The 25536-nt window shown below is 62.3% G+C and carries 17 protein-coding genes; 8 read left to right on the top strand and 9 right to left on the bottom strand.

Annotated elements, in window-relative coordinates:
- Nucleotides 1-15: 15 nt before the first annotated feature.
- The 3 genes from fes (at nt 16) to G8E10_RS13680 (ending at nt 10363) form a co-directional block, all read left to right on the top strand.
- Nucleotides 16-1470 carry an enterochelin esterase gene (gene fes, locus G8E10_RS13690; protein WP_343289791.1) on the top strand — a complete coding sequence of 485 codons (1455 nt, stop codon included), beginning with the start codon at nt 16-18 and terminating at the stop codon, nt 1468-1470.
- Nucleotides 1467-1700 carry an MbtH family protein gene (locus tag G8E10_RS13685; protein ID WP_132714391.1) on the top strand — a complete coding sequence of 78 codons (234 nt, stop codon included), beginning with the start codon at nt 1467-1469 and terminating at the stop codon, nt 1698-1700. Before fes ends, G8E10_RS13685 begins: the two co-directional genes overlap by 4 nt.
- Before the next feature lie 149 nt (nt 1701-1849).
- On the top strand, nt 1850-10363 hold the full coding sequence (locus G8E10_RS13680) for a non-ribosomal peptide synthetase (RefSeq protein WP_167129675.1): 8514 nt from the start codon (nt 1850-1852) through the stop codon (nt 10361-10363).
- A gap of 20 nt (nt 10364-10383) precedes the next feature.
- Here the strand turns inward: G8E10_RS13680 and G8E10_RS13675 are convergent, their stop codons facing one another.
- A complete protein-coding gene (locus tag G8E10_RS13675) occupies nt 10384-11202 on the bottom strand; it encodes an ABC transporter ATP-binding protein (RefSeq protein ID WP_167129673.1) in 819 nt (272 codons plus the stop codon).
- Between the two features lie 270 nt (nt 11203-11472).
- Between G8E10_RS13675 and G8E10_RS13670 the strand changes: the two genes are divergently transcribed.
- The 5 genes from G8E10_RS13670 to G8E10_RS13650 all read left to right on the top strand — a co-directional run bounded on the left by G8E10_RS13670 (nt 11473) and on the right by G8E10_RS13650 (nt 16044).
- Complete coding sequence (locus G8E10_RS13670; protein WP_167129671.1) at nt 11473-12678, top strand: isochorismate synthase; 1206 nt, start codon at nt 11473-11475, stop codon at nt 12676-12678.
- A gap of 14 nt (nt 12679-12692) precedes the next feature.
- Nucleotides 12693-14306, top strand: a complete 1614-nt coding sequence (locus G8E10_RS13665; RefSeq protein WP_167129669.1) for a (2,3-dihydroxybenzoyl)adenylate synthase — start codon at nt 12693-12695, stop codon at nt 14304-14306.
- 2 nt (nt 14307-14308) lie between these two features.
- Nucleotides 14309-14950: an isochorismatase family protein gene (locus G8E10_RS13660; protein WP_167129666.1), complete on the top strand. Its 642-nt coding sequence runs from the start codon at nt 14309-14311 to the stop codon at nt 14948-14950.
- A 1-nt stretch (nt 14951) separates the two neighbouring features.
- The gene (locus G8E10_RS13655; RefSeq protein ID WP_167129664.1) at nt 14952-15212 is read left to right on the top strand and encodes a phosphopantetheine-binding protein; all 261 of its coding nucleotides are present in this window, start codon (nt 14952-14954) and stop codon (nt 15210-15212) included.
- A 64-nt stretch (nt 15213-15276) separates the two neighbouring features.
- The gene (locus tag G8E10_RS13650; RefSeq protein WP_167129662.1) at nt 15277-16044 is read left to right on the top strand and encodes a 2,3-dihydro-2,3-dihydroxybenzoate dehydrogenase; all 768 of its coding nucleotides are present in this window, start codon (nt 15277-15279) and stop codon (nt 16042-16044) included.
- Nucleotides 16045-16064: 20 nt separating this feature from the next.
- On the opposite strand, the gene G8E10_RS13645 is transcribed toward G8E10_RS13650, so the two are convergent.
- From G8E10_RS13645 to G8E10_RS13610, 8 genes are all read right to left on the bottom strand, one after another.
- Nucleotides 16065-17177 carry an HD domain-containing phosphohydrolase gene (locus G8E10_RS13645; RefSeq protein WP_167129660.1) on the bottom strand — a complete coding sequence of 371 codons (1113 nt, stop codon included), beginning with the start codon at nt 17175-17177 and terminating at the stop codon, nt 16065-16067.
- 13 nt (nt 17178-17190) lie between these two features.
- A complete protein-coding gene (locus tag G8E10_RS13640) occupies nt 17191-19386 on the bottom strand; it encodes an ATP-binding protein (RefSeq protein WP_167129658.1) in 2196 nt (731 codons plus the stop codon).
- Nucleotides 19383-19895: a putative pterin-binding protein gene (locus G8E10_RS13635; protein WP_132714418.1), complete on the bottom strand. Its 513-nt coding sequence runs from the start codon at nt 19893-19895 to the stop codon at nt 19383-19385. The genes G8E10_RS13640 and G8E10_RS13635 overlap by 4 nt, the downstream gene beginning before the upstream one ends.
- Nucleotides 19896-20312: 417 nt before the next feature.
- On the bottom strand, nt 20313-21374 hold the full coding sequence (locus tag G8E10_RS13630) for a LacI family DNA-binding transcriptional regulator (RefSeq protein ID WP_167129656.1): 1062 nt from the start codon (nt 21372-21374) through the stop codon (nt 20313-20315).
- A gap of 4 nt (nt 21375-21378) precedes the next feature.
- Nucleotides 21379-22188 (bottom strand): ABC transporter permease, encoded by an 810-nt coding sequence (locus tag G8E10_RS13625; protein ID WP_167129855.1) that lies wholly within the window; start codon nt 22186-22188, stop codon nt 21379-21381.
- Nucleotides 22189-22235: 47 nt separating this feature from the next.
- The gene (locus tag G8E10_RS13620) at nt 22236-23057 is read right to left on the bottom strand and encodes an ABC transporter permease (RefSeq protein WP_167129654.1); all 822 of its coding nucleotides are present in this window, start codon (nt 23055-23057) and stop codon (nt 22236-22238) included.
- 91 nt (nt 23058-23148) lie between these two features.
- Complete coding sequence (locus G8E10_RS13615) at nt 23149-24285, bottom strand: ABC transporter substrate-binding protein (RefSeq protein ID WP_167129652.1); 1137 nt, start codon at nt 24283-24285, stop codon at nt 23149-23151.
- 24 nt (nt 24286-24309) lie between these two features.
- Nucleotides 24310-25476 carry an ABC transporter ATP-binding protein gene (locus tag G8E10_RS13610; RefSeq protein ID WP_425530841.1) on the bottom strand — a complete coding sequence of 389 codons (1167 nt, stop codon included), beginning with the start codon at nt 25474-25476 and terminating at the stop codon, nt 24310-24312.
- Between the last annotated feature and the right edge of the window lie 60 nt (nt 25477-25536).

Here is a 25536-nt window from a genome sequence, read left to right as displayed (position 1 = left end):
GCGCGCACAGGACCCATGCAAGAAGACAGAGCCATGCGTAGAGAAGCATCATCGCAATCACCGGCTGCCTTCGACACGGCAGCCCCGACCATCAACGACCGGGCACCGCTAACCGCCGTGTTGCTCGGCGCACCCGATCGGGGCGACGCGGAATGGTGGAGCCGGGTCGAGGCACGTCCAGCGCCCTTGATCGAACCCGTCGCCGATGGTGCAGCCTGCGTCACGTTCCTGTGGCGTGACAGGCAGGGTTGCGAACGGACGTCGCCGATAGAACGGGTCTATGCGGATGTGAATTCCGTGACGGATCATCACAGTTTCACGCCGCAAAGCCTAGAGCGTATCGGCGGGACGGATATCTGGTTCTGGCAGGTCGAGTTGCCTATGGACTGGCGCGGCACCTATGGATTCATCCCCGTGGATGCCACCCGGCGGCCGCCGGCGGTGCCAAGCGATCTCCGTGCCAAGGACCGGCTGCAACGGGCATGGTGGTGTTCCATCCTCCCGCTCGCCATTGCCGATCCCTTGAACCCGTTGACGGCGCACACCCTCGGCCGGCGTATACCCGTGTCCCCCCTGCATCTGCCGGACGCGCCCAATTATGACCTGTGGCACGGGATAGATTCCGGACGGCCCATCCCGACAGGGACACGGGACCTGATCGAGATTAAGTGGGTCAGTCGGGTCCAGAACAAGCGGCGCAAGATCTGGATCTACATCACCGGCGATGAGCAACGTGTGGTCCCGGCTGACGGTTATGCCCTGGTGCTCCTGCTCGACGGCAGCAACTGGGTCGAGCAGACCCCGATCCATCCTGTGCTCGACTTGGAGACGGCCAGTGGTCGTCTACCCCCCGCCGTCTACGTCTTCATCGATGCGATCGACGGTGACAATCGCAACGAGGACCTGCCCTGCAATCCCGCCTTCTGGCAGGCAGTCCGGGATGAATTGCTGCCGCTTGTGGCCGATATCGCGCCTGTTACCGCCGATCCCGCGCGCAGTGCCGTGATCGGACAGAGCTATGGCGGGCTTGCCGCCGTTTATGCCGGTTTTTGCATGCCCGATCGTTTCGGGCTGATCCTCAGCCAATCCGGTTCGTTCTGGTGGCCCAATTTCGATGCGTTGCGCTCGTCGCAAAATCAGGCGGAACGGCGCGACGCGGCCAGAACCGGATGGTTGATGAAACAGGTCGAGGCGGGCATCCCGATACCGGGCACCCCACCGGGGAACCGGCTGCGCGTGTTCATGGAAGTCGGACGCCGCGAAGACGACATGATCGATGCGAGCGACGCGATGGATGCCGCACTCGGGCAGGCCGGGCACGACGTCTTCTACCGGCAGTTCGAGGGCGGCCATGACGGTCTCTGTTGGCGCAACGGCCTCATCGACGGATTGCGTTGGCTTTTTGCCAGGCCGTCGTCCAGCGAAGGTCGTTCACCCGGCAAAGACAACAGTCAAAAGAGGATGCCATGAGGTCAGATGACGTCAATCCATTCGACGACGAGAACAGCACGTTTCTCGTGCTGCGCAATAGGCATGGCCAATATAGCCTATGGCCCGATTTCGCGCCCGTCCCTGCCGGATGGGGCGTCGAGGCGGGCCCCGACAGCCACGCCTTTTGCGTCGCGTTCGTGGAAAAGCACTGGGGGCCGGCATTGAGGCCCGGCACCATTGCCGTCGAACGGCAGCTCCCCGGGCATTGATCACGAGCAGGACTGGCGTTCCCCAGGCGCGCCATTCGTCAAGCCGGCTCAACAGCGTCAGGCAGGCTCCGAAAGACGACGGCGCGCGATGTCTCCGCGCCGGGCATCGACCGTGAAGACGGGCACAAACGCATTGTGAGAAAGCCATCATGACCATCGCAGCCATCGGTTCGTCGCGCTCCGATACATCCGATCAGGCCTCTGTCCTGACGTTGCCACTTACCGCAGCACAGCCGGGCATATGGTTTGCGGGTCAGATCGAACCGGAAGCGCAGACGTTCGTCGTCGCGCATTATGCCGATATGCAGGGCGCCATCGATATGGCGCTGCTGCGCCGGGCCATTCGAACCGGGCTGGCAGAGGCAGACACGATCCATGCGCGTTTCTCGGATGGCGACGGAGAGCCAACGCAAAGCTGGCCCCGGGAACGCGCGATTGAAACCATTGCCGAACCTGATGTCCTCGATCTGGCTGACGAGGCCGATCCGATTGCCACCGCACACGCGATCATGCGCGAGGATCTCGACAACACGCCGGCTCCCGGCAGCGACGGGTTGCTCTATCGTCATATCCTGCTGAAGGTCGCAAACGACCGCTGGTTCTGGTTTCAGCGCTACCAGCATCTGTGCGTCGACGGCTACAGTTTTGCCGCGCTGACCCGGCGCATCACGCAGATCTATGCGGCCCTGGTGAATGGGCGGACACCGGACGCCAATCCATTTACGTCCTTTGCCGCAGTCGTCGAGGAATATCGCGCCTACTCCGCTTCGGAAACCTGCGAACGCGATCGCGCTTTCTGGGCGCGCTATCTGGACGACACCGACGCTCCGGCGACGCTTGCCGCGACGGGCGGCGTGGTTCGTCAAAGCACTGAAAATCTCGACGTTCTTCGTCTCCACTTCCAGCTTGACGCATCCGTCCTTGCACGGCTCGTCACGCCCAGCCAGCGCTACCGGGTCGCTCCACCCGAAATCGTCATGACGGGGATCCTCGCCTATTGCCAGCGGATAACCGGGAACAACACCGTGATTGTCGGCGTGCCCTTCATGCGGCGGATGGGGTCCGTTGCCATCAATGCTGTCGGGCCGGTCGTCAATGTCCTGCCCGTCAAGCTGGTGCTGGACGATGCGCTCAGCTTCGGCGAACTTGCGCAGCGTTTCTCCGAGGAACTCAGGCGCGTTCGCAAGCATCAGCGCTACGATGCCGAACAGGTGCAACGCGATCTCGGCCTGGTCGGTTCGGGGCGAGGCCTGTACGGGCCGACGGTCAATTTCAAGGTGTATGACGGCGAACTGGCACTGCCCGGCGTCAGATCCACGACGCATGTTCTGGCTGCGGGGCCCGTAGAGGACGTGGAATTGGGTCTGTGGTATGAGGGCGATGCGCTGACCATCGAGCTGTCAGGCAACCCGGCACGCTACACGACTGACGCTCTGACCTCGCATCGCGATCGCCTTGACGCCTTCCTGCGCGAACTGATCGATCATATCGACGAACCGGTCGCCGCGTCGCAGCTGCTCGGGCTGGATGAAAAGACGTTTATCGCGACATGGGCTCACGGGCCGGATATCCAGCGCCCGCAGCAGGTTCTGACCATACTGGACATATTCCAGCGGAATGCCGTCCGGCATGCCGACCAGACGGCCATTGTCGATTGCGTGACACAGCTGGACTTCCAGGCGTTGTCAGCCGCTGTCGCAAGGCTCGGCCGTTTTCTGATCGAACGCGGTATCGGCCCCGGCGATGTCGTCGCCACAGCCTTGCCGCGTCGTGTCGAAGCCATCGTCGCCCTACTCGGCGTCATGGCTGCCGGTGCGGCCTGGATGCCGCTCGATCCGGACTATCCGGCTGACCGCCTGTCACTGATGTGCGCCGATGCCAAACCCGTGTTGCTGCTGAGCCGGCGGAGTTTAGGCGCGGCGATTACAAACAACACATCAAGGCTTTATCTCGACGATCTGACCGTGATCGGCAACATCGCACGCCAATCATCGCGAGCGATAGACGATACCGATCGTATCCACCCGCTCACAGGCCATGACCTTGCCTATATCATCTATACGTCGGGATCGACCGGAACGCCCAAGGGCGTGATGGTCCCACATCGGGGTCTGCTCAATCTTTTGCTGTCGCATGAAGCCGGACTGTTCGGTGACATCATCCACAAGGTCGGATCACGGCGCGTAAGAGCCGGACACGCCATGTCGCTCGCGTTCGATTCATCGTGGGAGCAGATCATCTGGATGCTGCTCGGTCACGAGCTGCATCTGTGCGACGAGGAACAGCGGCGTGACGCACAGGCGCTCGTCGAGCTGATTGTCGAGCGACGGATCGATACGCTCGACGTGTCACCGTCGATGCTGCAGCAGCTTATCAATTCCGGTCTGCTCGACCATAAACAGCGGCCGGTGATGATTCAGGTCGGCGGCGAAGCGGTGCCGGCGGCGCTGTGGCGCGAACTGCGTCGGCATCCAGATATTCATTTTCACAATTTCTATGGCCCTACGGAATATAGCGTCGATGCGCTGAGCGCCGGTATCGCCGAGGCAGATGTCCCGGTGATCGGCCGTCCCGTTGCCAACACCACCGTCCATATTCTGGACGGCCGGCTGCGGCCTGTTCCCGTGGGTGTGACGGGCGAACTCTACATCGCGGGCGTGGGACTGGCGCAGGGCTACCTCGGTCGTGCCGGTCTGACGGCAAGCCGTTTTGTCGCCAATCCGTTCAAAGACGGAACATGCATGTACCGGACCGGCGACCTGGCACGCTGGCGATCCGATGGGCACGTCGACTACGTCGGACGCAGCGACCATCAGATCAAGCTGCGCGGCTTCCGGGTGGAACCCGGTGAAATCGAGCATGCGATATCGGCACTGCCGGGCGTTACAGCAGCCCTTGTCCTTGCAGAAACGTTTGAAACCGGCATCCGGCTTCTGGCCTGGTTCACCGGGAGCACTGACGAGACCGCGGTGCTGGCCGCGCTGACACGCAGCCTGCCGGACTATATGGTCCCCACCAGCGTGCGCAAGCTCGAGGCCTGGCCGCTCAACGTCAACGGGAAGATCGAGCGCAAGGACCTGCCGCGTCCCGGACAGCAGACCGGCGCCGGCGACATCGCCGTTTACGCCGATGACGATGAAGAGCGGATCTGCGAAGCCATTGCAGCCGTGATCGGCCTGGATTCCGTGGGTGCGGCCGACGACTTCTTCGCGCTCGGTGGCGACAGCATCAGTGCAATGGCGTTGTGCGGGACATTGCGAAAGGCCGGGTTCATCCTGCGTCCGCGCGATGTCTTCGGACTGCGGCGTGCCGACCGCATGAAAACCGCCTTGCAGCCCCTGGACATGCAACCGCCGTTGCGCGCCGCCGACGTCGAAGGCGATGTCAGCAGCCTGCCGATCGTAAAGTGGTATGCCGAGACGCACGGCCTGCAAACGCGATTTGCCCAAGCCGTGCTGTTGCGCGTGCCGGCAGGCCTGACCCGCATGTCGATCGAACACGGGCTGGAGGCGCTGTTTCGCGCGCATCCGGCACTGCATGCACGAACGACAGCCACGGGCCTGACCATCGCGCCGTTGGCGCCGGACTTCAGTGCGGCATCGCTGTTGCGCGCGATGGGCCGTTTTGCGCACGAACCGCAAGTGATGATCGAGGAGGCTGAAGCAGCCTTTACTGCCGCCGGTGCGCGCCTTGATCCTGCGGCAGGGGTCATGCTGCAAGCGGTCCATTGGCCGGCCGGCGGCGCCGACGGCTGGGTGATGCTGGTTGTCCATCATCTCGTCGTCGATGGCGTGTCCTGGCGAATTCTGCTCGCCGAGTTCGAGACCGCATGCCGCGCCGTCATGGCCGGAACGGTGCCGTTCATCGCACGCGAGGAAGCTTCGATCCGCGACTGCGCGAATTTGCTGGCACAGCAGGTTCCGGCGCGCCGGAGCGAGCTGCCTCTCTGGCGCACCATGCTCGCGGAGACGTCCGGTTTCATGCCCCGACGGCTGGGTGCTTCGCATGATACGTACGGCACCGCGCGTCGTCGGCGCACCCTCATCGATACCGATCTGACCCAGCTTCTACTGCAGGAACTGCCTGCGGCTTACCGGGCCACCATCGAGGAAACACTGCTCGCAGCGGTCACGCGCGCCTTCGCACAGACATTCCGCGTGGAGCGGTTACGCGTCGCGATGGAATCGCATGGTCGCCACCCGATCGACGACCGGATCGACCCCAGCCGGACGATCGGCTGGTTGACCGCAGAATATCCTGTTGTGTTCGACATGGCGCAGGCGGGTGACCTGCCCAGTGCGGTTCGCACCGTCAAGCAAGGCTTACGGCAGATTCCGGATCATGGGATCGGCTTCGGCATTCTGCGCTACATCGATGCGGATACCGGCCCCGAGCTTGCCGCCCGCGAAGCCGAACATCCGCCCGAACTGCTGTTCAACTATCTCGGCCGCTTTGTCGCCCGCGACGGTCATTGGGCACCGCAAGCGATCGGCGGGCGTTTTGCCGATGCCTTTGCCGTCGATGTCGATGCAGACATGAAGCTCATGCATGGCGCCGAAATCAACGCGTTCGTGGAGGAGACGACAGCCGGGCCGCAGCTTGCCATCAACTGGACATGGGCGAACGGTCTCTTCGACGAAAGCGTCATCGACACCCTGCATGGTGCCATAGCCGCCAATATCTCGGCTCTGGCCGACACCGCCTGGGGACGTCCCGGCCTTGCCGCAGATACGCTCGTTGCCGCCGACACGCCGGGCCTGACCGGCGATGAGCTTTGCGCTCTGCGCGAACGGCATGGTCCATTGGCCGCCGTCCTGCCGCTCCTGCCTTTGCAGGAAGGGCTGCTGTTCCATACCCAGCTGCAGGAAACGGCAAGCCGGTACAATTCGATCACGCGGATCGATCTCGCAGGCGCGCTCGATGTCGCACGCCTGCAAAGGGCCCTCGACGGGGTTCTTTCCCGCTACCCGCAACTGGCCGGGCGCTTCGAGGCGGGATTGCAATGCGGATCCCGGCAGGTGCTGCCGCTCGATCCGGGTCGCTGGCCGCTGGAAACACACGATATCCGTGGAGAGGCCGACAGGGAGGAGGCCCTGCGGCGGATTGAACAGCGCGAGTTGGGCCGCGAGTTCTCCCCTGTCGAAGGTCGGCTTTTCCATGCCAGCCTGGCCCGTCACGGGGAGAACCACACCCTCTTCATCAACGTGCATCACCTTGTCATCGACGGCTGGTCGACGCCGGTTTTGCTGCGTGACCTCCTGGCCGCGTATGAAAACGGGCCGCAGACGCTGACACCGACACGCATCCCCTATGCCGACGTCATCAATGCCTTGTCGGCGCGGGATCTTGGCCCGGCGCGCGCGGCCTGGGCGAACATGCTCACTGACGCGCGGCCGACACTCCTGTTCGGAACAGCCGCGGCTTCGCCGGATGTGCACGAAATAGACTTCATCGTCCCGGAAGCTCTCGAGGCCGCCTTGCTGGCACGTTGCCGCGAAAATGGCTTGACGCTGAACACGTTAATGCAAGGCGTGTGGGGCGCGGTGCTGTCTCTTCTGACCGGCCGAAGAGACGTGCTGTTCGGCACACCGGTCTCCGGGCGCTTCAGCCCCATCGACGGAATTGACGAGCATATCGGTCTGTTCAGCAACACGGTCCCGGTCCGCATTCGCCTCGATCCGCGCCAACCGCTTCTGCAGCAACTGACCGCCTTACAGGCGGCTCAAGGTGCAATGCTGGAACATGACGGGCTTGGTTTGGCCGACATACAGCAGATCGCCGGTGGCGCCACCCTGTTCGATACACTTCTTGTCAGCGAAAATTATCCGCAGACCGACGCCGTAATAGCCCATGACTATGCCGGCGTAACGATAACCGGACTGAACAATCGCGGCCATACGCATTATCCGCTGACGCTGATGGTGCTTCGTGAAGAGAGGCTGCGGCTGCTGATCGAGCATCGCGATCTGTTGCGAGACCCGAAACAGCTGATGACCCGCATCAGAATGCTGCTCGATCACCTGGCCTATGACAGCGAAAAACCGTGGTCGCAGTTTTCTCCGCTTCTTCCGGCCGAGCAGGCCGTCATCGACGCGACCAATGCGACGGACGTGGCCTTACCCGATGAAACCTTGCGCGACCGGCTGATCCGCCAGGCGACGGTTACCCCGGATGCGATCGCACTGGCCGACGAAAACCATTCCCTGACCTTTTCGCAAGTGCGGTATCAGGTGCGGCATCTGGCCATGCGGATGCAAGCAGATGGTGCCGGTCCCGGCACGATCGTTGCGGTCGCATTGCCACGTTCGGTTCTGCTGACGATTGCCCTCCATGCGGTGATCGACGCCGGCGCTGCCTATCTGCCACTGGATACCGGCTATCCGGACGAACGGCTGGGCATGATGATCGGCGACGCGCAGCCCAAGCTGATCATCACGGCGGCCGCAATGGCGCATCGCTTCGACCATCTCGGCACAACGATACATGTCGATACGCTCGCTGAAGAGGACGCAACTACCGCCTTTGCGCCATTGAGGCCGTTGAAGCCGAGCGATCCGGCCTATCTCATCTACACGTCCGGATCGACGGGGCGACCAAAGGGTGTGCTGGTCTCGCACCGGGCCATTGTGAACCGGCTTGCATGGATGCAGGACGCATACCCGATCGGCGGCACGGACGTCGTGCTTCAGAAGACACCGGCAAGTTTCGATGTGTCCGTATGGGAATTCTTCTGGCCGTCGATGGAAGGCGCCGCGCTCTACATGGCGCCGCCGGACGCGCACCGCGATCCCGCGGAACTGGCGCGCATTATCGCCTGCGAACAGGTTACGGTCCTGCATTTCGTCCCCTCGATGCTCGCCGCGTTTCTCGAATGGTGTGGGGAGGATACCGATATCCGCACGTCTATGGCTGCAAGCCTGAGGCATGTCTTTTGCAGCGGCGAGGCCTTTCCCCGCGGCCTGGCGGACCGGCATCAGGCCCTGTTCGGCGCGGAGCTTCACAATCTGTACGGGCCGACGGAAGCGGCCGTGGATGTGACCTTCAAGCCTGCCGGAGAGCCAGGCGCTGCCTTGCCGAACGTTCCGATCGGACGCCCGGTCTGGAATACCCAACTGCGTATTCTGGACAGTGCGTTGCGGCCCGTACCGATCGACGTTCCGGGCGACCTCTATCTGTGCGGCGTACAGCTGGCGGACTATTATCTCGACCGGGCCGGATTGACGGCAACGCGCTTCGTCGCCGATCCCTTCGCCGACGGGCAGCGCATGTATCGCACGGGTGACGTTGCGCGCTGGCTTTCCAATGGCGATGTCGACTATCTCGGCCGCAGCGACGACCAGCTCAAAATTCGCGGACAGCGTATCGAGCTGGGTGAGATCGAGGCCGTGCTGACGGCACAGCCGGGTATCGTCACTGCGGTGGTCAATCCCTGCGTCCTCGGAGCGGCCGTCACCGCCGGCGACGCCCGGCAGCTTGTGGCCTATGTCGTCACCGATGAGGCCGGGTTCGACAATGCGGGGTTCAAGGAGACGCTCGCCTCTCTCTTGCCGGCGCACATGGTCCCGGCCCTGATCGTCCAACTGGATGCCTTGCCCCTCAGCCCGAACGGAAAGCTCGATCGGAAGGCACTCCCGATCCCCACGGTCGTCCCTCAATCCGGGCGACCGCCGCTCGCCGGGCTGGAAAGCCGGATTGCCGTGGAGTTTGCAGCCATTCTGGAATTGCCGTCGGTCCAGGCCGACGACGATTTCTTCGATATGGGCGGTCACTCGCTTCTGGCGATGCGGCTTGCGTCAAAGCTGCGCGCCCGTCTCGGGGTTCCCCTGTCGGTCGGACAGGTGATGATGGCGCCGAGCGTGGCCAGGCTGGCCAGGCTTCTTTCCACCCAGCCGGAAGACAGGACGCGTGCAGGCTTTGAAACGGTGCTGCGGTTGCGCAGCGGCACGGGTCATCCGCTGTTCTGCTTCCACCCGGCTTCGGGCTTTGCCTGGCAATATAACGGCTTTGCCCGCTACCTGCCTGCAAACCTGCCGGTCATCGGGCTGCAATCACCCCGGTCGGACGGCGTCATTGCCACCAGCGCGAGCCTTGACGACGCCTGCCAACGCCATCTCGAAACGATCCGGGATCTCCAGCCGCGGGGGCCCTATCATCTGATCGGCTATTCCCTGGGTGGCACTTTGGCGCAGGGCGTGGCAGCGCGGTTGCGGGCCCTCGGAGAGGAGGTCGCGTTTCTCGGCCTGTTCGACACCTATCCGCCGGAAGGCCAGGACTGGAGCGGCAACACCGAAAACGAGGCCGGTGCGGAAGCGGACCGCGAGCGTGAACAGTTTGTCGCGGCGACCGAGGACGACGCCTTCGACGAAACCCTGCAGGCGGAGAAAACGGCGATGTTCACCGACATCGTCGCCAATTATGCCGATGCGGTAAAGCTGCTTGCCCACGGCAAAACCCCCTATTTCGACGGCAAGGCCGTGTTGTTCGTGGCAACGCGCACCTTGCCGCCCGACTGGGACGTCGAGGGTTCGTGGGCGGGGCGCCTGAAAGGCCTCGATATCCATGAGGTCGATTGCGCGCACGAGGACATCCTCGCCCCCGAAACGCTCGTTGAACTTGGACCTTTGCTGGCAAAGCTCCTGTCCAGCGTAACATCGCTGGGATGATGGCTATGCGGGCTTTCGACCTATTCCACCACGCTTGGAACGCGCCGACGCGGAATGACCAGCGGTGTACCGCTGACGGGATCTTCGATGATCATCGCGGAGAGATCGAAAACCCGCTCGACCAATTCCGCGGTGACAATTTCCTTGGGAGCACCTTCGGCGACAATGCGTCCGTCACGCATGGCGATCAGGTGGCTGGCGTAGCGGCAGGCCTGGTTGAGATCATGCAACACGGCAACCAGCGTGCGGCCGCTGTTGCGGTTGAGATCTCGAAAGAGATCCATCAGGTCGATCTGGTGCGTGATGTCCAGAAAGGTCGTCGGTTCATCGAGCAGCAGCAGGGGTGTTTCCTGCGCGAGCGCCATCGCCACCCAGACGCGCTGCCGCTGACCGCCGGACAGTTCGTCGACGCTGCGGGCGGCAAGATCGAGCGTGGCCGTCATCTCCATCGCACGTTCGACGGCGTCGGCGTCGGCACGGCTCCACTGGCGCAACAGCGTTTGGTGCGGGTAGCGGCCGCGCGAAACGAGATCGGAAACGTTGATGCCGGCCGGGGCAACGGCACTCTGCGGCAAGAGCCCGAGCCGCTTGGCAACCTCGCGGGCCGGATATGTGTGAATGTCCTTGCCATCGAGAAAGACATGACCGTCCGACGGCACCAACAGTCGGCTCAGCGCCCGCAGAAGGGTCGATTTTCCGCAGCCGTTCGGGCCGATGATCGCGGTGAAACCGCCTGTGGGAACAACCACATCGAGATTGCGGGAAATAAGATGCTTGCCATAACCCAGCGAGAGATCGGAGCCGGCGAGATCGCCTGCGGATGGAAACGGCGCGGTCATCGGGCGTCGCTCCCCACCGATCGGATATCCGGTATTTCCCGGCCGTCCAGCTTCGACAAACGGAGGCGAAAAGACCTTTTGGACAGGCACTCTACCGTCAGGTCTTCAACTGAAATCGTCGTCATCTTTTTACAAACTTCGTCCTGATTGCTTCGGTCTCTTCCGGTCTTGTACACGATAATATGACAAATTTTATCATATTATCTGCAGCCAGCCGCGAATGGGGACCGAACCAAACCAGCCGAAAACCTTAGGAATGGAGTACGAAAAATGGCAACGTCGCTGGCTCGGCTCGATAGGAATACGCCACCTCAGAGCGCAAACGCAAAAAAGCCCTTCTACATTCTCAAGACATCGGGAGAGACGTTCTTTTCCCTCGGGCAGAATGCCGTTCTGGAAGAGGGCCCTCTCTCGACCTTGAGCGATCGGACCGCACGGTTTTTCCGGCAGCATCAGGACGGTCCGGATATTCTGGTCGGCGCACTGCCTTTCGATCCCGCCCGATCGGCATTTCTGTTCCAACCGACGCGGGTGATGCGTGTTCAGGGCAAGCACAATCTCGGACACGTGCCAGGCTTTGGAGCAAGCCGCTCCACCGGGGAGCCGAACCGCATTCTGTCCGTGAGCGCGGATCCGGCACCGGATGTCTTTGGAAAGAGCGTTCTGGCCGGCCTTGAAGCCATGGCGGCATCGCAGGGCGGTTTGCAGAAAATCGTCCTCTCGCGCAGCTTGAAAGTCTTTGCAAGCCGGGATTTCTCCATCGCCGATCTGATGAGCAAGCTCGCGCTTGATGAAAGCATTACGGTGTTCGCGACCCCCCTTTGCCGGCAGGAGACGGGAGGGGCGATGCTCGTCGGCGCGACGCCGGAACTGTTGGTCGAAAAACGCGGAAACCATATCGCTTCGCATCCGCTGGCCGGATCTGCGAAGCGTTACGCAGACGATGTGGATGACCGCCGCTCCGCGGATTCCCTGTGGGCGTCGGACAAGGATCGTCGCGAACATGCGATGGTGGTCGAATCCATCATGGACCTGTTGACGCCCTATTGCTTCGAACTCTCGGCCCCAGAGGGAATGGCGCTGCGCGCGACGGCCAGCATGTGGCATCTCGGCACGAAAATCGTCGGCCGGCTGAAGGACGCATCGGCCTCGTCGGAGCATTTTGTCTCGCTTCTGCATCCCACGCCCGCCGTTTGCGGCGTACCGCGCGCAGCCGCACACAGCAAGATCGGCGAACTGGAAACCTACGATCGCGATTTTTATGCCGGCGCCGTGGGCTGGTGCGATTCTGCCGGCGATGGCCGCTGGTTCGTCTCCATCCGCTGCGCGGAAGTCGAAGGCGCGAAGGCCCGGCTTTATGCCGGCGCGGGCGTGGTTCCCGGTTCGACGCCACAAGGCGAGATCGCGGAAACCGCTGCCAAATTTCGAGCAATGCTCGATGCCTTCGGCATCGACCGCGACCGGTCCGGAATTTAAGGGAACCCACCATCATGCTGGAACTGAAGCAAGAATGGCCGGAGGAGCGCGCTGCGCGATACCGGGATGCAGGCTACTGGCGCGGGGAGACGATGTCCGGCTTTCTGGACCAGCGGGCAGCGGAGATCCCGGATCATATCGCGGTCGTCGGTGGACTGGAGCGCTGGACCTATGCGGATCTGGTCCGAAAGGCGCAACACTATGCGGCGACATTCCTTGGCCTGGGGCTCCTGCCGGGGGACCGGGTCATCGTTCAGTTGCCCAACATTCCGGAATTCCTGTCCGTGGTCTTCGGTCTGTTCCGGGCCGGTCTCATTCCCGTTTTCACATTGCCGGCGCACCGGTTGACGGAAATTCTTCATTTCGCCGAGAAATCCGAAGCCAGTGCCTATGTCATCACCGCAACGCATGACGGCTTCGATTATCGCGGGCTGGCGGCGGAGCTGCAGAAGCAATCTCCCGGCCTCCACCATGTCGTCGTCGTCGATGACGTGCGCGAAGCAGCGGAGACGCCTAGTGCGCTGGTAGGCCTGCCGGCCAGCGTACAGTCCACGGACGTTGCGTTCGTTCAGATATCCGGAGGCAGCACCGGACTGTCGAAGCTCATCCCCCGCACGCACGACGACTATATCTACAGCTTCCGCGCCAGTGCCGAAATATGCGGCCTTGACGAAACCAGCGTCTACATGGCGGCGCTGCCGGTTGCCCACAATTTTCCGATGAGCTCGCCGGGTGTCTTTGGCGCGCTCTATGCCGGCAGCCGGGTCGTCCTGTGCCCCTCACCGGCCGCGGACGTGGCCTTTGCCATGATCGAACAGGAACGCGTGACCATCACCGGCCTTGTCCCCCCGCTGGCCCTCTTGTGGATGCAGGCAGCGGCAACGACACAACGGGATATTTCAAGCCTTAAGGTTCTGCAGGTCGGCGGGGCCAAATTCATACCGGAAGCGGCTGCCCGTGTGAAAACGGCATTGGGCTGCACGCTGCAGCAGGTGTTCGGCATGGCGGAAGGTCTGGTGAACTACACCCGGCTGGACGATCCCGACGATGTCGTCATCAACACGCAAGGCCGTGCGATCAGCCCCGACGACGAGGTGCTGATCGTCGATGATCTGGGCAACCCGGTGAGAGACGGCGAGCCGGGCATGCTTCTGACGCGCGGACCTTACACGATCAATGCCTATCACAACGACGATCCTGCCAATGCGCGGTCTTTCACGGATGACGGCTATTACCGCACGGGCGATATCGTTTTCAGATCACCGGGTGGTTATCTCACGGTGTGCGGACGAACCGGCGACCACATCAACCGGTCGGGCGAAAAAATCTCTGCCGAGGAGATCGAGGATCACCTTCTGGCGCATGCATCGGTGTTCGATGCCGCGGTCGTTTCCATCCCCGACGCCTATCTGGGCGAGCGCAGCTGCGCCTTTGTCATTCCGACAGGCGAAAAGCCCAAGGGCGCGGCGTTGAAGGCCTTCGTCAGATCGCGCGGCCTTGCCGAGTTCAAGGTGCCGGACCAGATCGTGTTCGTCGAAGCTTTCGAGACGACGGCCGTCGGCAAGACCAGCCGCAAATTTCTGCGCCAAAGACTGCGCGAACAATTTCTGAAAACTGCGGAGCTTTGACGATGGGACTGCCGAAAATCCAACCTTATGCACTGCCGGCGGCGGCCGACATACCGGCCGCACGGGCGTCGTGGGATTTCGAATCCGCTCGCGCCGCCCTGCTGATCCATGACATGCAGAGCTATTTCATCAACGCTTTCGAGCCGAATACGTCGCCGATCGCGCCGGTGATCGACAATATCCGACGTCTCAAATCCGCGTGCAAATCGGCGGGGATACCGGTCTATTACACGGCCCAGAATGGCAATCAGGATCGGCGGGATCGCGGTTTGCAGGCCGATCTCTGGGGTCCGGGCATGACGGCTGCGCTGGACCATCAGCAGATCACCGCCACTCTCGCGCCAGATGAGGACGATACGGTTCTGGTCAAGCACCGCTACAGCGCTTTTCAGCGCAGCAATCTCGAACATCTCATGCGTGTGCGCGGACGCGACCAGATCATCATCTGCGGGATCTACGCGCATATCGGCTGCCTGCTGACAGCCGCCGAGGCGTTCCAGCGCGATATCAAGCCCTTTCTCGTGGCCGATGCGGTGGCTGATTTCTCCCGGGACAATCACGATATGGCTTTGGCCTATCTGGCAAAAACCACCGGCATTCCCCTGACATTGTCGACATTGCTCGCAAAAATCGAAGGACGATAAGATGACGACAGATTTCGACATGGAGCAAATGCGCCGCGACATCGCCACGATGATCTACGTCGATCCGGACGAGATCGGCGATGACGACAATCTGATGGATCTCGGCCTCGATTCGATGCGGGCGATGAACCTCCTGCTCTTGTGGCAGGAGCGTGGAAACGTCCTGCCGTTTTCCGAGCTGGCAGCATCTCCGACATTGATCAACTGGTGGGGCGTTGCCGAACGCACGATCGGCGCGACGGCGGATCGTCGAAACCCATGAAAATTTCGACGAATGACTACCCCTTTTCGAGATCCGGCGCGGCAAAGACAGGAAGGAAAGTGAAATGCGGCTGACCGGGTTTGAAGACACCGTCGCCTTTGTGACGGGGGCGGGTAGCGGCATCGGACTTGCCGTCACCAGGCTTCTGCTGGATGAAGGCGCAAACGTCGTGGCGACCGACGTCGCACTGGGCGGCCTCAGGTCTCTGGTGCACGACAATCTCCATGTTGCCGAGCTCGATGTGCGCCGTAACCGGGAGGTCGATCACCGTATCCGGCAAACGATCGACACCCACGGGAGGATCGATTTCGGTGTCAACGTGGCCGGCGTTTTATCCACCAAGCCGATCGTCGAAACCGCAGATGACGAGTGGGAGCAGGTCTTTGCCGTCAACACCACCGGCGTTTTTCACGTCTCGCGGGCGCTGGCCCGGCATATGATGACCCGGCGCAAAGGCAGTATCGTGACGGTCGCGTCCAATGCCGCGGGTATTCCACGCCAGAATATGGCCGCCTATGCCGCCTCCAAGGCCGCATCCACCATGTTCACCCGCTGCCTGGGGCTGGAGCTTGCGCCTTACGGCATCCGCTGCAACATCGTGGCACCCGGCTCGACGCTGACCCCCATGCAAACAGGCATGTGGACGGATCCGTCGGGGGAAGACCGCGTCATCGAAGGCTCCCTGCCAGCGTTTAAGACCGGCATCCCGCTGGGCAAGCTCGCCACACCCGACGATATCGCCAATTCCGTCGTTTTTCTGCTCTCGGACCGGGCAAGCCATATCACGATGGCTGATCTCTATGTGGATGGAGGAGCGACGCTGCGCGGATAATTGCCGGCGACGACCGGGTTTCATGCTTCACGCTCTGAGGAGCGTTCGGACCGAAAGAAACCGGATCCGACCGACGGCGCCACCTGAAGCTCAGCCAGGGCCGCAGCGAGGTCCTCGTCCCGGATTGCCAGGATCGTCGCGAGCGCTGCGTCGAAAGCAGCAACGCAGAGGGGATCGAACTGCGCCCCGGCCTGCTGTCTTATGTGCTCGACAGCCCGCTCGACGGTCCAGGCCTCCTTGTAGGGTCGTGCCGTCGTCAGCGCGTCGAAATTGTCGGCAATCGCGACGATGCGACCGGAGAGGGGAATGGCCTCTCCGGCAATCCCGTAAGGATACCCCTGCCCGTCCCAGCGCTCGTGGTGGCTGCCGGCAATTTCGGCGGCGAGCTGCAGCAGGCCGGACTTGGATTCTTTCAGAATGTCGCAGCCGACAACCGTGTGCTTTCGCATGATCACGAACTCATCTTCGGTGAGCTTTCCCGTTTTCAGGAGAACGGCATCCGGTATCGCCACCTTGCCGATGTCGTGCATGGGGGATGCAAGCCTTATGTCCGAGCAGGCGCGTGAAGACAGGCCATAAGCGCGTGCAATGGCCTCGGAATACGCGCCGACACGTCGTGTATGGCGGGCGGTGTCGAGATCCTTGTACGCGGCGGCGATCGTCAGCCGGTCGATGATCTCCTCCTCTCGCGCGCGCAGTTCCGCCACGGCACTTTCCACCTCGGCGCGAAGCCATTCCGCCCTGTCGGAAAGCTTCCTGCGTGCATCTGCCAATGCCATCAGGTTGCGCATGCGAGCCTGAAATTCCAACGGGTTGACGGGCTTCGTCAGGAAGTCGATCGCGCCCGCATTGAGGGCCGCCATCCGCGTCGCGGCATCGGTGTCGGCCGTCACGATCACGAACAGCTTCTCGGCATGACGCTCGAAACGGATGAGCTCGGTGAGAAGCTCCACGCCGCTATAGACCGGCATCTGGAAGTCGATGACGGCAATATCGAATTCGAGTTCGGTAGCACAGGCCAGAACGTCATCCGGCTTGAGAAAGGGAATGGCGATACAATCGGGAACACGCTCGACGAGGCGCGTCAGAATGGAAAGGGTGGTCCGGTTGTCGTCCACCAGCAGGATGCGCATGCTCGTTCGTCTCCTACGCGGCAATGTGGCGCCGGTATCCGGCGACGGTCATTTCGAGTTCGTTCAAAAGCGTCTTCGACAGCGTGCCCTGCCGCAGGTTTTCGGAGTGATCGGCGACCTTCTGCAAGCCCATGCTGCTTGCAGCGCCCTTCAGCGTATGCAGGAGGCGATCTGCGTCACGGGTGCCCTCCGTGGCGAGCGTCATATGCAGGTCGGCAAGCAGGCTGGTGGCATCATCGAAGAAGCTGTCCAGCAGCTCATCGAAGGCCTCGGGCCCGAGAGCATCGACGATTTCCGTCCGCCGCAGTTCGAAGGCATCGTCCGCACACAATGGCGCCGCCGCGGGAGCCTGCACGTCCTCGGGCATGTCGACCGCGGCGATGACCAATCGCAGCTGGCGCATCGTCACGGGCTTCGACTGGAAGCCGGTCATGCCGGCCTGCTGACAGGAGAGCCTGTCGTCATCGGACGCATTGGCCGTCATGGCAATGATCGGCGTCTGGCTGCAGAACCCAGCGGACGCGCGGATACGGCGTGTCGCTTCGATGCCATCGAGCTTCGGCATCTGCATGTCCATGAGGATCAGGTCGAACGGCTGCGCGCCTGCCCGTTCCACGGCCTCCAACCCGTTGCTTGCGATGACGACCGTCTGGCCGAGATGTGCGAGAAAACCCGCAGCCACCTGCTGGTTGACGGCATTGTCCTCGACGAGGAGAATGCGCAACGACGGCAGGCTTTCGTGCGTGTCGCGTGCGAGAGCCTGGGCATCGATGAGGGCAGGTCCTGCGGCGGGTGCCGGGATCTCGAACCAGAACGTGCTGCCTTCGCCTTTCCGGCTTTCGACGCCGATCGCGCCATTCATCGCTTCCACGATCTGCTTGCAGATGGTCAGGCCAAGCCCTGTTCCGCCGTAGTTCCGGCTGATCGATGCATCCACCTGCGAAAACGGCCTGAACAGACGCTCGAGACCCGCCTGGTCGATACCGATGCCCGTGTCCTTGATCTCAAATCGCAAAGCCGGCTGTCCAGCCGAAACGGCTGGAATGACCCTGAGCGTCACGACGCCTTCGCTCGTGAACTTGATCGCGTTGCTCAACAGATTGAGAAGAACTTGCCTCAGGCGGGTCGGATCCGTGGCAATGAACGCTGCCGGAAGCGCCGACGGCATCTCCAGGACGAAGCGGTTGCCGTGCTCGGTGACGCGATCGCGAAGGATATCGACTGCGGCCGCAACAACGGCAGCGACATCGACGGCTCTCTCCTCGATGGTCAGCGTTCCATGCTCAATTTTCGCAAAGTCGAGGATCTCGTTGATCAGTTCGAGGAGTGACTCGCCGGAACGGCGGATCGTCTGCACGCCGGAGGCGACCGTGGGTGGGAGTGGTGAAAGCTGCAGGAGTTCCGCCGTACCGAGGATGGCATTCAGCGGCGTGCGGATTTCATGACCCATGGTCGCCATGAACTGTGATTTCGCGCGATTGCCGGCCTCCGCATCGAGATAGGCGTCTTTCAGCCGGCTCGTTGCGCGTTCGAGGCTCAGCCCTGCCAGCCGCACTGTCTTCAGCTGCCGCCGGAGCGTGACGATCAGGAAGACCATGCAGCACACCAGAAGGATCACGAGGCCTGCCGATTTCGCCTGCAACCAGAGCACTTCATCACGCGCATCGGCGCGACCGGTGCTGACGGTGGTATTGGAATAGAGCAAAAGCTGTTCGGTGTCTTTGATGAGCAGGTCGAAGCTGCGAACGACATCTTCGAGAACGGCGGGAGAGACAGGACGACCGGCCGCAAGGGCGTTAAAGACGTCTTCCCGATCGAGAACGCCCTGCCGGATCTCCGTGAGCAGCCCGCCGATCGTGGCGTTCGCCCTGAATTTCTGATCGAAGGATGCCTTATCGAGGATGCTCATCCGGGAATAGAGAATGTCGTAGCGGGTGCTCAGCGCCTTCACGCGGGCAGCAGAAAAATCCTTCTCCACGATCATCACGTGGAGCGTTTCGTGCAGCCGTCGCGCCTCGCGATCCAGCTGATAGACAGACCACAGGGCATTCTCGCGAATACCATCCTGCAGAGCGGAGTATTTCCGGGAAATATCGATGAAAAGGATGACCAGTGCGACCAGGAGCAGGACGGCAAAGATCTGCAGCACGACGGTCGCCTTGCTCGCCCGCTGCATGATGTCGCCGCTGCCCGGATCCAGGTCGATCACTCGGTGACCTCGATGTCCCGGATCTGCCAGACCGACCGAGAGAAGTACTTCTCGTTCATAAGCTCGGGTTTCTCGTCGAACGGATAGATCAGAAAGAGCGGTCCCTTGTCCCGAACTGACATCACCGCGCCGTTCATTCGTGTGGCCAGCATCGTGTCGAGGTCCGTCGCATCTTCCATCGGCAGCTCGGCAGAATAGTCGTTCAGGGCCGTCAGCTTGACCTTGGTGCCATGCGCCCCGGCAGCCGTCAGAACAGAACGCAGGAGCGGACCCGAAAACGTCAGCCTGCCCTCTGTCCAGGGTGTTTCCATCTCGCCCGAACGTCCAGCCAGCGCCTCCAGCATCGGCAGGTCGAACTGAGCCTTGCCATCCGCATTGGGATGATCGAGCCGACCCGTGACGGTCAGAATAACATCACCTTTCGGCACGTCGAGCGCGCGTGCGGAGACGGGGAGAAGCGTCGAGGCCGCCGTTAAAAGAAGAGCAAGCAGGGAGATCCGGGTCGTCATCAAGGCTCCATGAGGAAGCGGTTTCGTGAAGGCCTTACCATCGGCACGAACGCGTTGGTCCCGAGAGGGATCGACGTTCCCGGGCGCACAGACTTCGTCCGCTTCGGTGGGAATGACAGATGCGGTCCCAACAAAACATCACGTCGAACATTTGATTTCAGGCACCCGATTTATAGGGTGAAACTGTTTAAGGCAGAGTGAACGTTACGTCAGGTCGCCGTTGCCGTGGATGATCCCGGGACGATTTTTATGGATACCTTCGGTTTCGATCGAGACCGCACCTTAATGCCCGTAAAGGTAGTATTTTCGATTTCAACAACCCGTTATCACGGCCGCTGGCCAGTCCAAAACGGCGGCCCGCCGACCCGCTTTCAGGATCGTCGCCGCGGCTGCACGAAACGGGGAAGATCAGGACATTCAACGGACGCTGTCCTGCTCGTTCTCGCTTGGAAACGAGGTATGTGGGACGAAACTGTGGCGAACGACAAGCGGTGCTGCGATCCGGACGCGGACTGGCGGGTGGTGTGGCTCGGACTGGCGACGGTCGATGAGCGCCACCGCAGTGTCGGCCATCTCGGTCGGGTCCTGCCGGAAGGTTGTCAGGCCATAGCTGAGCCAGCCGGCTTCTGGCAGATCGTCGAAGCCGATGACGGAGAGGTCTTGAGGGACATGAAGCCCGGCTTCCCGCTGGGCGTGGTCGATGACGCCGAGGGCGAGAAGGTCGTTGATACAGAAGATGCCCTGTGGTCTTTCCGGTGCGTCCAGAAGCTGGCGACCGGCATCCCGCCCGCCTGCGTAATCGGAGTCGCCACCACGCACCGCCAGAACATGCGCGCCAAGACGCCGGGCTTCCGCGCAGAAGGCGTTTTCCCGTTCGACGACGCTGGGCGTGGCCGATCGCGAGCCGGCAAGGCCGAGACGCGTAAACCCGCGAGCGACGAAGAGCGCCGCCGCCTGCCGTGCTGCGGACCCGTTGTCGATCTCGACATGATCAGCATCGGGCTCGGAGCGGCCGATGACCACCAGCGGCTGGCCGTTACGGCGCGCGAGATCGACGAAGGACGCGGGCGGGGAGCCCGAGAGGATGATCGTCGCCTCCGCCCGATGGCCGAACAAAGCGCGCTGGGCGGCCAGCAGTTCCGCATCGGTCTGCCCGGTGTTGATCATCAGGGGGATGCTGCCGCGGGCGATCAGCGCCTTGGTCAGGGCGGCGGCAAGATGGGTGCGGAAGCCGAGTTCCGGCTTGGTCGCCACCAGTCCGACGAGGCGGCTTTTGTTGGCAAGCAGGCCGCGAGCGAGGTCGTTGACCTGATATCCCAGCGTCTCCGCCGCCGCCATCACCTTGCGCCGCGTCTCTTCTGCGATGCTTGCCCCTGGGGTGAATGCGCGCGACACGGCCGACCGCGAGACGCCGGCAAGCTTTGCCACATGCTGGGCACTGACAAAGTCCTGTGTCTGCGACGGCTTGGACGGGCGCATGGGATCAGTGCCCCACCTTCGACAGCACGTCGGACTTCAGGAAGCGCTCGACCACCAGCATGAAGCCGATCGAGGGCACGAGCAGAACGAGCGCCGTGATGGAAGCGATCTGGTAGTTGCCACCGCCGCTCGCGGTGTAGAGCAGCAAAGGCAGCATGTTGATGTCGGGTGCGCCGACGAAATAGCTGCCGGTGAATTCGTCGAGCGATTCCAGAAAGACGAAGATCGCGCTTGCCATCAGCCCCGGCATGGCGAGCGGTAGGGTGATGTCGCGGAACGTGCGGATGGCGGACGCGCCGACCGAACGGGCGGCCTGTTCCAGCTCGACGTCGACAGCGGAAAACGCGGCCGTCGCGATCCACACGGCAAAGACCAGCCCGTGCGTCATGTGGACGAGAACGACGCCGAGAATGGTTCCGTTGAGGCCGAGCTGGTAGAAGACGCGGGCGATGTTGACGTAGACCGGCAGGTTTGGAAAGGCCTGCGGCAGAAGGAACGCGAGCAGGATGAGACCCCGAAACGGCAGCTTGAGACGGGCGAGTGCAAAGCCTGCGGGAATGGCCAGCGCCAGCGCCAGGATCACCGTCAGCATGGCGACGAGCACGCTGTTGCCAAGCGCTTCCATGGCATTGCCGCGGGGCGAGAATACCCGGGCCCAAAAACTGAAGCCGTAGCGCATCGGCAGAGCGTTCGGGAAATACCAGCGTTCTGCAACTGTCCACAGGACGAGGTTGGTCAAAGGACCGAAGATCACGAAGGCGAGCAGGCCCAGCACAAGCGCGCGCGGCAGCCACCAGAGATCGATCTTCGGCAGGCGCCTCGGTGCGGAGCGTGGTGACGACAGGGCTTTCGCGGTGGTGCTCACAGACTTTTCCTCACGCCATGACGAAGATAGATCCAGGCGACGACCGATGTGATGAGCAGCGAAACGAGGCCGAGCGCGTTCGCAACCCCGTAATCGCCATAGGCATTGATGCGGAACGCGATATCCGTCGTCAGCATGGTGGGGGATTGCGCGTTGATCATCAGTGGCACCGAGAGCACCGACATCATCGTGACGAAGGACAGGATCAGTCCAACGAGCAGCGTGGTCGCTACCTGCGGCACGACGATCTCGAACAGGATCCGAAGCCGTGACGCGCCGAGATTGTGCGCGGCCTCGATGGTCGAGCGATCGAGCGAAGCCATGGCGCCGGCGAGCAGCAACGTGACGAACGGCGTCTGCTTCCAGACGAAAGCGATGACGATGCCGCGCCAATCGAGGAAGCTTTCGGCCTGGAGCGGTGTGAGAATGCCAAGGCTGATGAGGACGTTGTTGAACAGGCCATTCTTGGCAAGAAACGTGCGCAGGACCTGACCTGTGACGATGAACGGAATGAACATCGGCCAGCGATAGAGCCAGCGAAGGATCGCCACCGTCCGTGGGTTTTCCCCAAGGGTGAGATATCCTGCAATCGCGATGGAGAAGAGCCCGATGAGCACGGTCGACAGGCTGACGATCACCACCGTGAAGATGGCGTCCTGCGTATAGAGCTCGGTGGCTTTGACGAAATTGCCGAACCCGAAACCGTCACCGACCTCGAAGGCACCGACCACCGACGCCACCAGCGGCACGACGAAGAGCAGCAGGATGACGGCGAGCGCCGGCGCGACGAGAAGCAGGCTCAAAGGTCGGTGGGACATGGTAACCAGGGCATGGGAGATAGGGACATCGAGGGAGAAGGAGCCGGCTCTGGCCGTCTCCCGTCTCTTTGCGTTCAGAAACGGCGCAGGATCAGTTGCTGACCTGCTTCTCGTAGGCTTCCAAAATCGCGTTGTTGTAGGGCGCGATCGGGAACGGCTTGCCCTTGTTGGCGATGTCCTCGGGCGAGATGTCGGTGAAGAGCTTGTCCCAGGTCTTCTTGTCGAGTTCGGCCTGCACGTATTTCGCGTCGATGCCGGGATACCAGTTGAAGCGCGTGACGATGCCGTCGGCCTGAACCTTGGGGCTTGTCGCGAGCTGCACGAACTTCTCGGCAAGCGTCACGTTCGCGCTCTTTGCCGGGATCACGTAATGCATCGGCTGGCCGGGCATGCCGGGCGCCGGCAGCACGAGCTTGAAGTCCGGCGGCAGCTGGCCGTTGGCCTGCCAGGAATAGAACATGTCGACCCAGACGGGACCCATGGCGATTTCGCCACGGCTGAGCAGGTCCAGCGTGCCGGCATTGCCGGGCGTCAATGTCGCGTTCTTGGTGAAGTCCTTGAGGCTGGCCAGCGCCGGGCCCCACTTCTGCGTCTCGCTCTCCTCGAACGGGCCGGTCATGAGGTTCTTCGAATCGCCCTCGCCGAAGGCATAGATCCAGCCCATGACGAAGCTGACGCCGGAGGCGCCGCCCTTGATACCGTTATAACCGAACATCTTGGGATGTTCCTTGGCCCAGGAGACGATCTCCGGATAGCTCTTCGGCGGGTTTTCGACGAGGGCCGGATTGTAGGCGAGCGCTGCCTGGCTGTTGTACATGGGCATGACGTAGCCGCTGACATCGCTGCCGAGCGCCATGTCGGCATTCGCCCGCGTGACGAGTGCGCCGGTGTCGATCTTGGAGCGGTAGGATTCGAGATAGCCGGCCTTGACCATCGGGCCGGTGAACTTCTCATGCACCACGGCGACATCGGCATCCCATGTGGCGGTGCCGGCCTTGGACTGTGCCTCGAAACGCTCGACGATCTTCTGCGAGCCCGCGTCGCCCGGGCCCGTGCCGACCACGCGCACCGTGTTGCCAGGGTTCTGCTCTTCGAACAGCGGCCCGAGATATTCGTTGACGTAGTCGACCATGTTCTGGTCGCCGGCCGTCATGACGGTGAGTTCTGCGGCCGAGGCCGATGGTGCTGCCAAGCTGACGAGCAGGGCGGCCTTGAGGATCGTTTTCATGGAAATGCTCCGGTGAAGGGTCGGTTAATTCGGCGATGCTTCCAGCACGCGAGCCTCGTTCAGGGCCGTTGCGGGATGAGGGAGCGCGGCCGGGATGGTTCCGGCCGGCGCGTCGAAAAGGAAGAGGTTGTCCGGTGCGACGGTGACGTGAACGACGGTGCCGGGCGCGCAGGCACGCGGTGCATCGACCTGGATCATCTGTCTCCCGACACGCACGGTGTGGCGCCAGAGGCCGCCGGGGTAGCTGACATCGACGATATCGCCGGCGAGCACGAGGCCTTCGCCGTTGGGAACAGCCGCCAGCGAGCGCTCCTCGAGCGTGGCGGCCTCCGCCCGGAACCGCACCTCGAGATGGCCTGTGGACAGCATGCGTCCATCTCTCGGCACGCGGCAGGCTGCATTCGACGCGCCGGCGGCTATGGCGATGGTCTCGCCATCAGCGCCGCCCGGCAGAATCAGCTGGTTCTCCGCGCCCATGAAGGTCGCGACGAAGGCCGTCTGCGGGCGATTGTAGACGGCTTCCGGCCGACCCTCCTGCGCAATGCGCCCGGCGTTCAGAATGACGATGCGGTCCGCCATGACCATCGCTTCTTCCCGGTCGTGCGTGACATGGACCGTGGTGATGCCGAGCTTCTGCTGCAAGGCGCGGATTTCGTGGCGAACCTGAAGGCGGATCCGCGCATCGAGATTCGACATCGGCTCGTCGAGAAGCAGGATCTCGGGGTTGATCGCGAGCGCCCGACCGAGCGCCACGCGCTGGCGCTGCCCGCCGGAAAGCTCGGCAGGCTTGCGCGCAGACAGGCCCGTCAGGCCAAGCAGGCGTTCCATCTCGGTAACGGTGCCGGCAATGTCGGCGGCAGAGCGACGGCGCAGCTTCAAACCATAGCCAATATTCTGGGCAACCGTCATATGCGGCCAGAGCGCGTAGGACTGGAAGACCAGGGCCATGCCGCGCTTGTCCGGTGGGAACGTCGTGACATCGCGCGATCCCACGCGAATGGCGCCGGCATCAGGCTGGGCGAAGCCGGCGATCGTCCGCAGCAGCGTGGTCTTGCCGCAACCGGACGAGCCGAGGAGAGCGACGAATTCACCCTTGGCGATATGCAGATCGATACCGTCGAGGATACGGTTCGCTCCGTAGCTGACGCTGATATTATCGATCTGGAGAAATGTTTTCGGCACTGACGTGATCCTCTGCACAGCTGTGCACGATATGGTCGTTCCGTAACACTTTGATGACGTTTCAGGGCT

Origin of the sequence: Ferranicluibacter rubi (assembly GCF_011603255.1) — a bacterium.
Classification (GTDB): domain Bacteria; phylum Pseudomonadota; class Alphaproteobacteria; order Rhizobiales; family Rhizobiaceae; genus Ferranicluibacter; species Ferranicluibacter rubi.
Note: the sequence above shows the minus strand (reverse complement) of the source record. Positions and strands in the feature narration are given on the sequence as shown.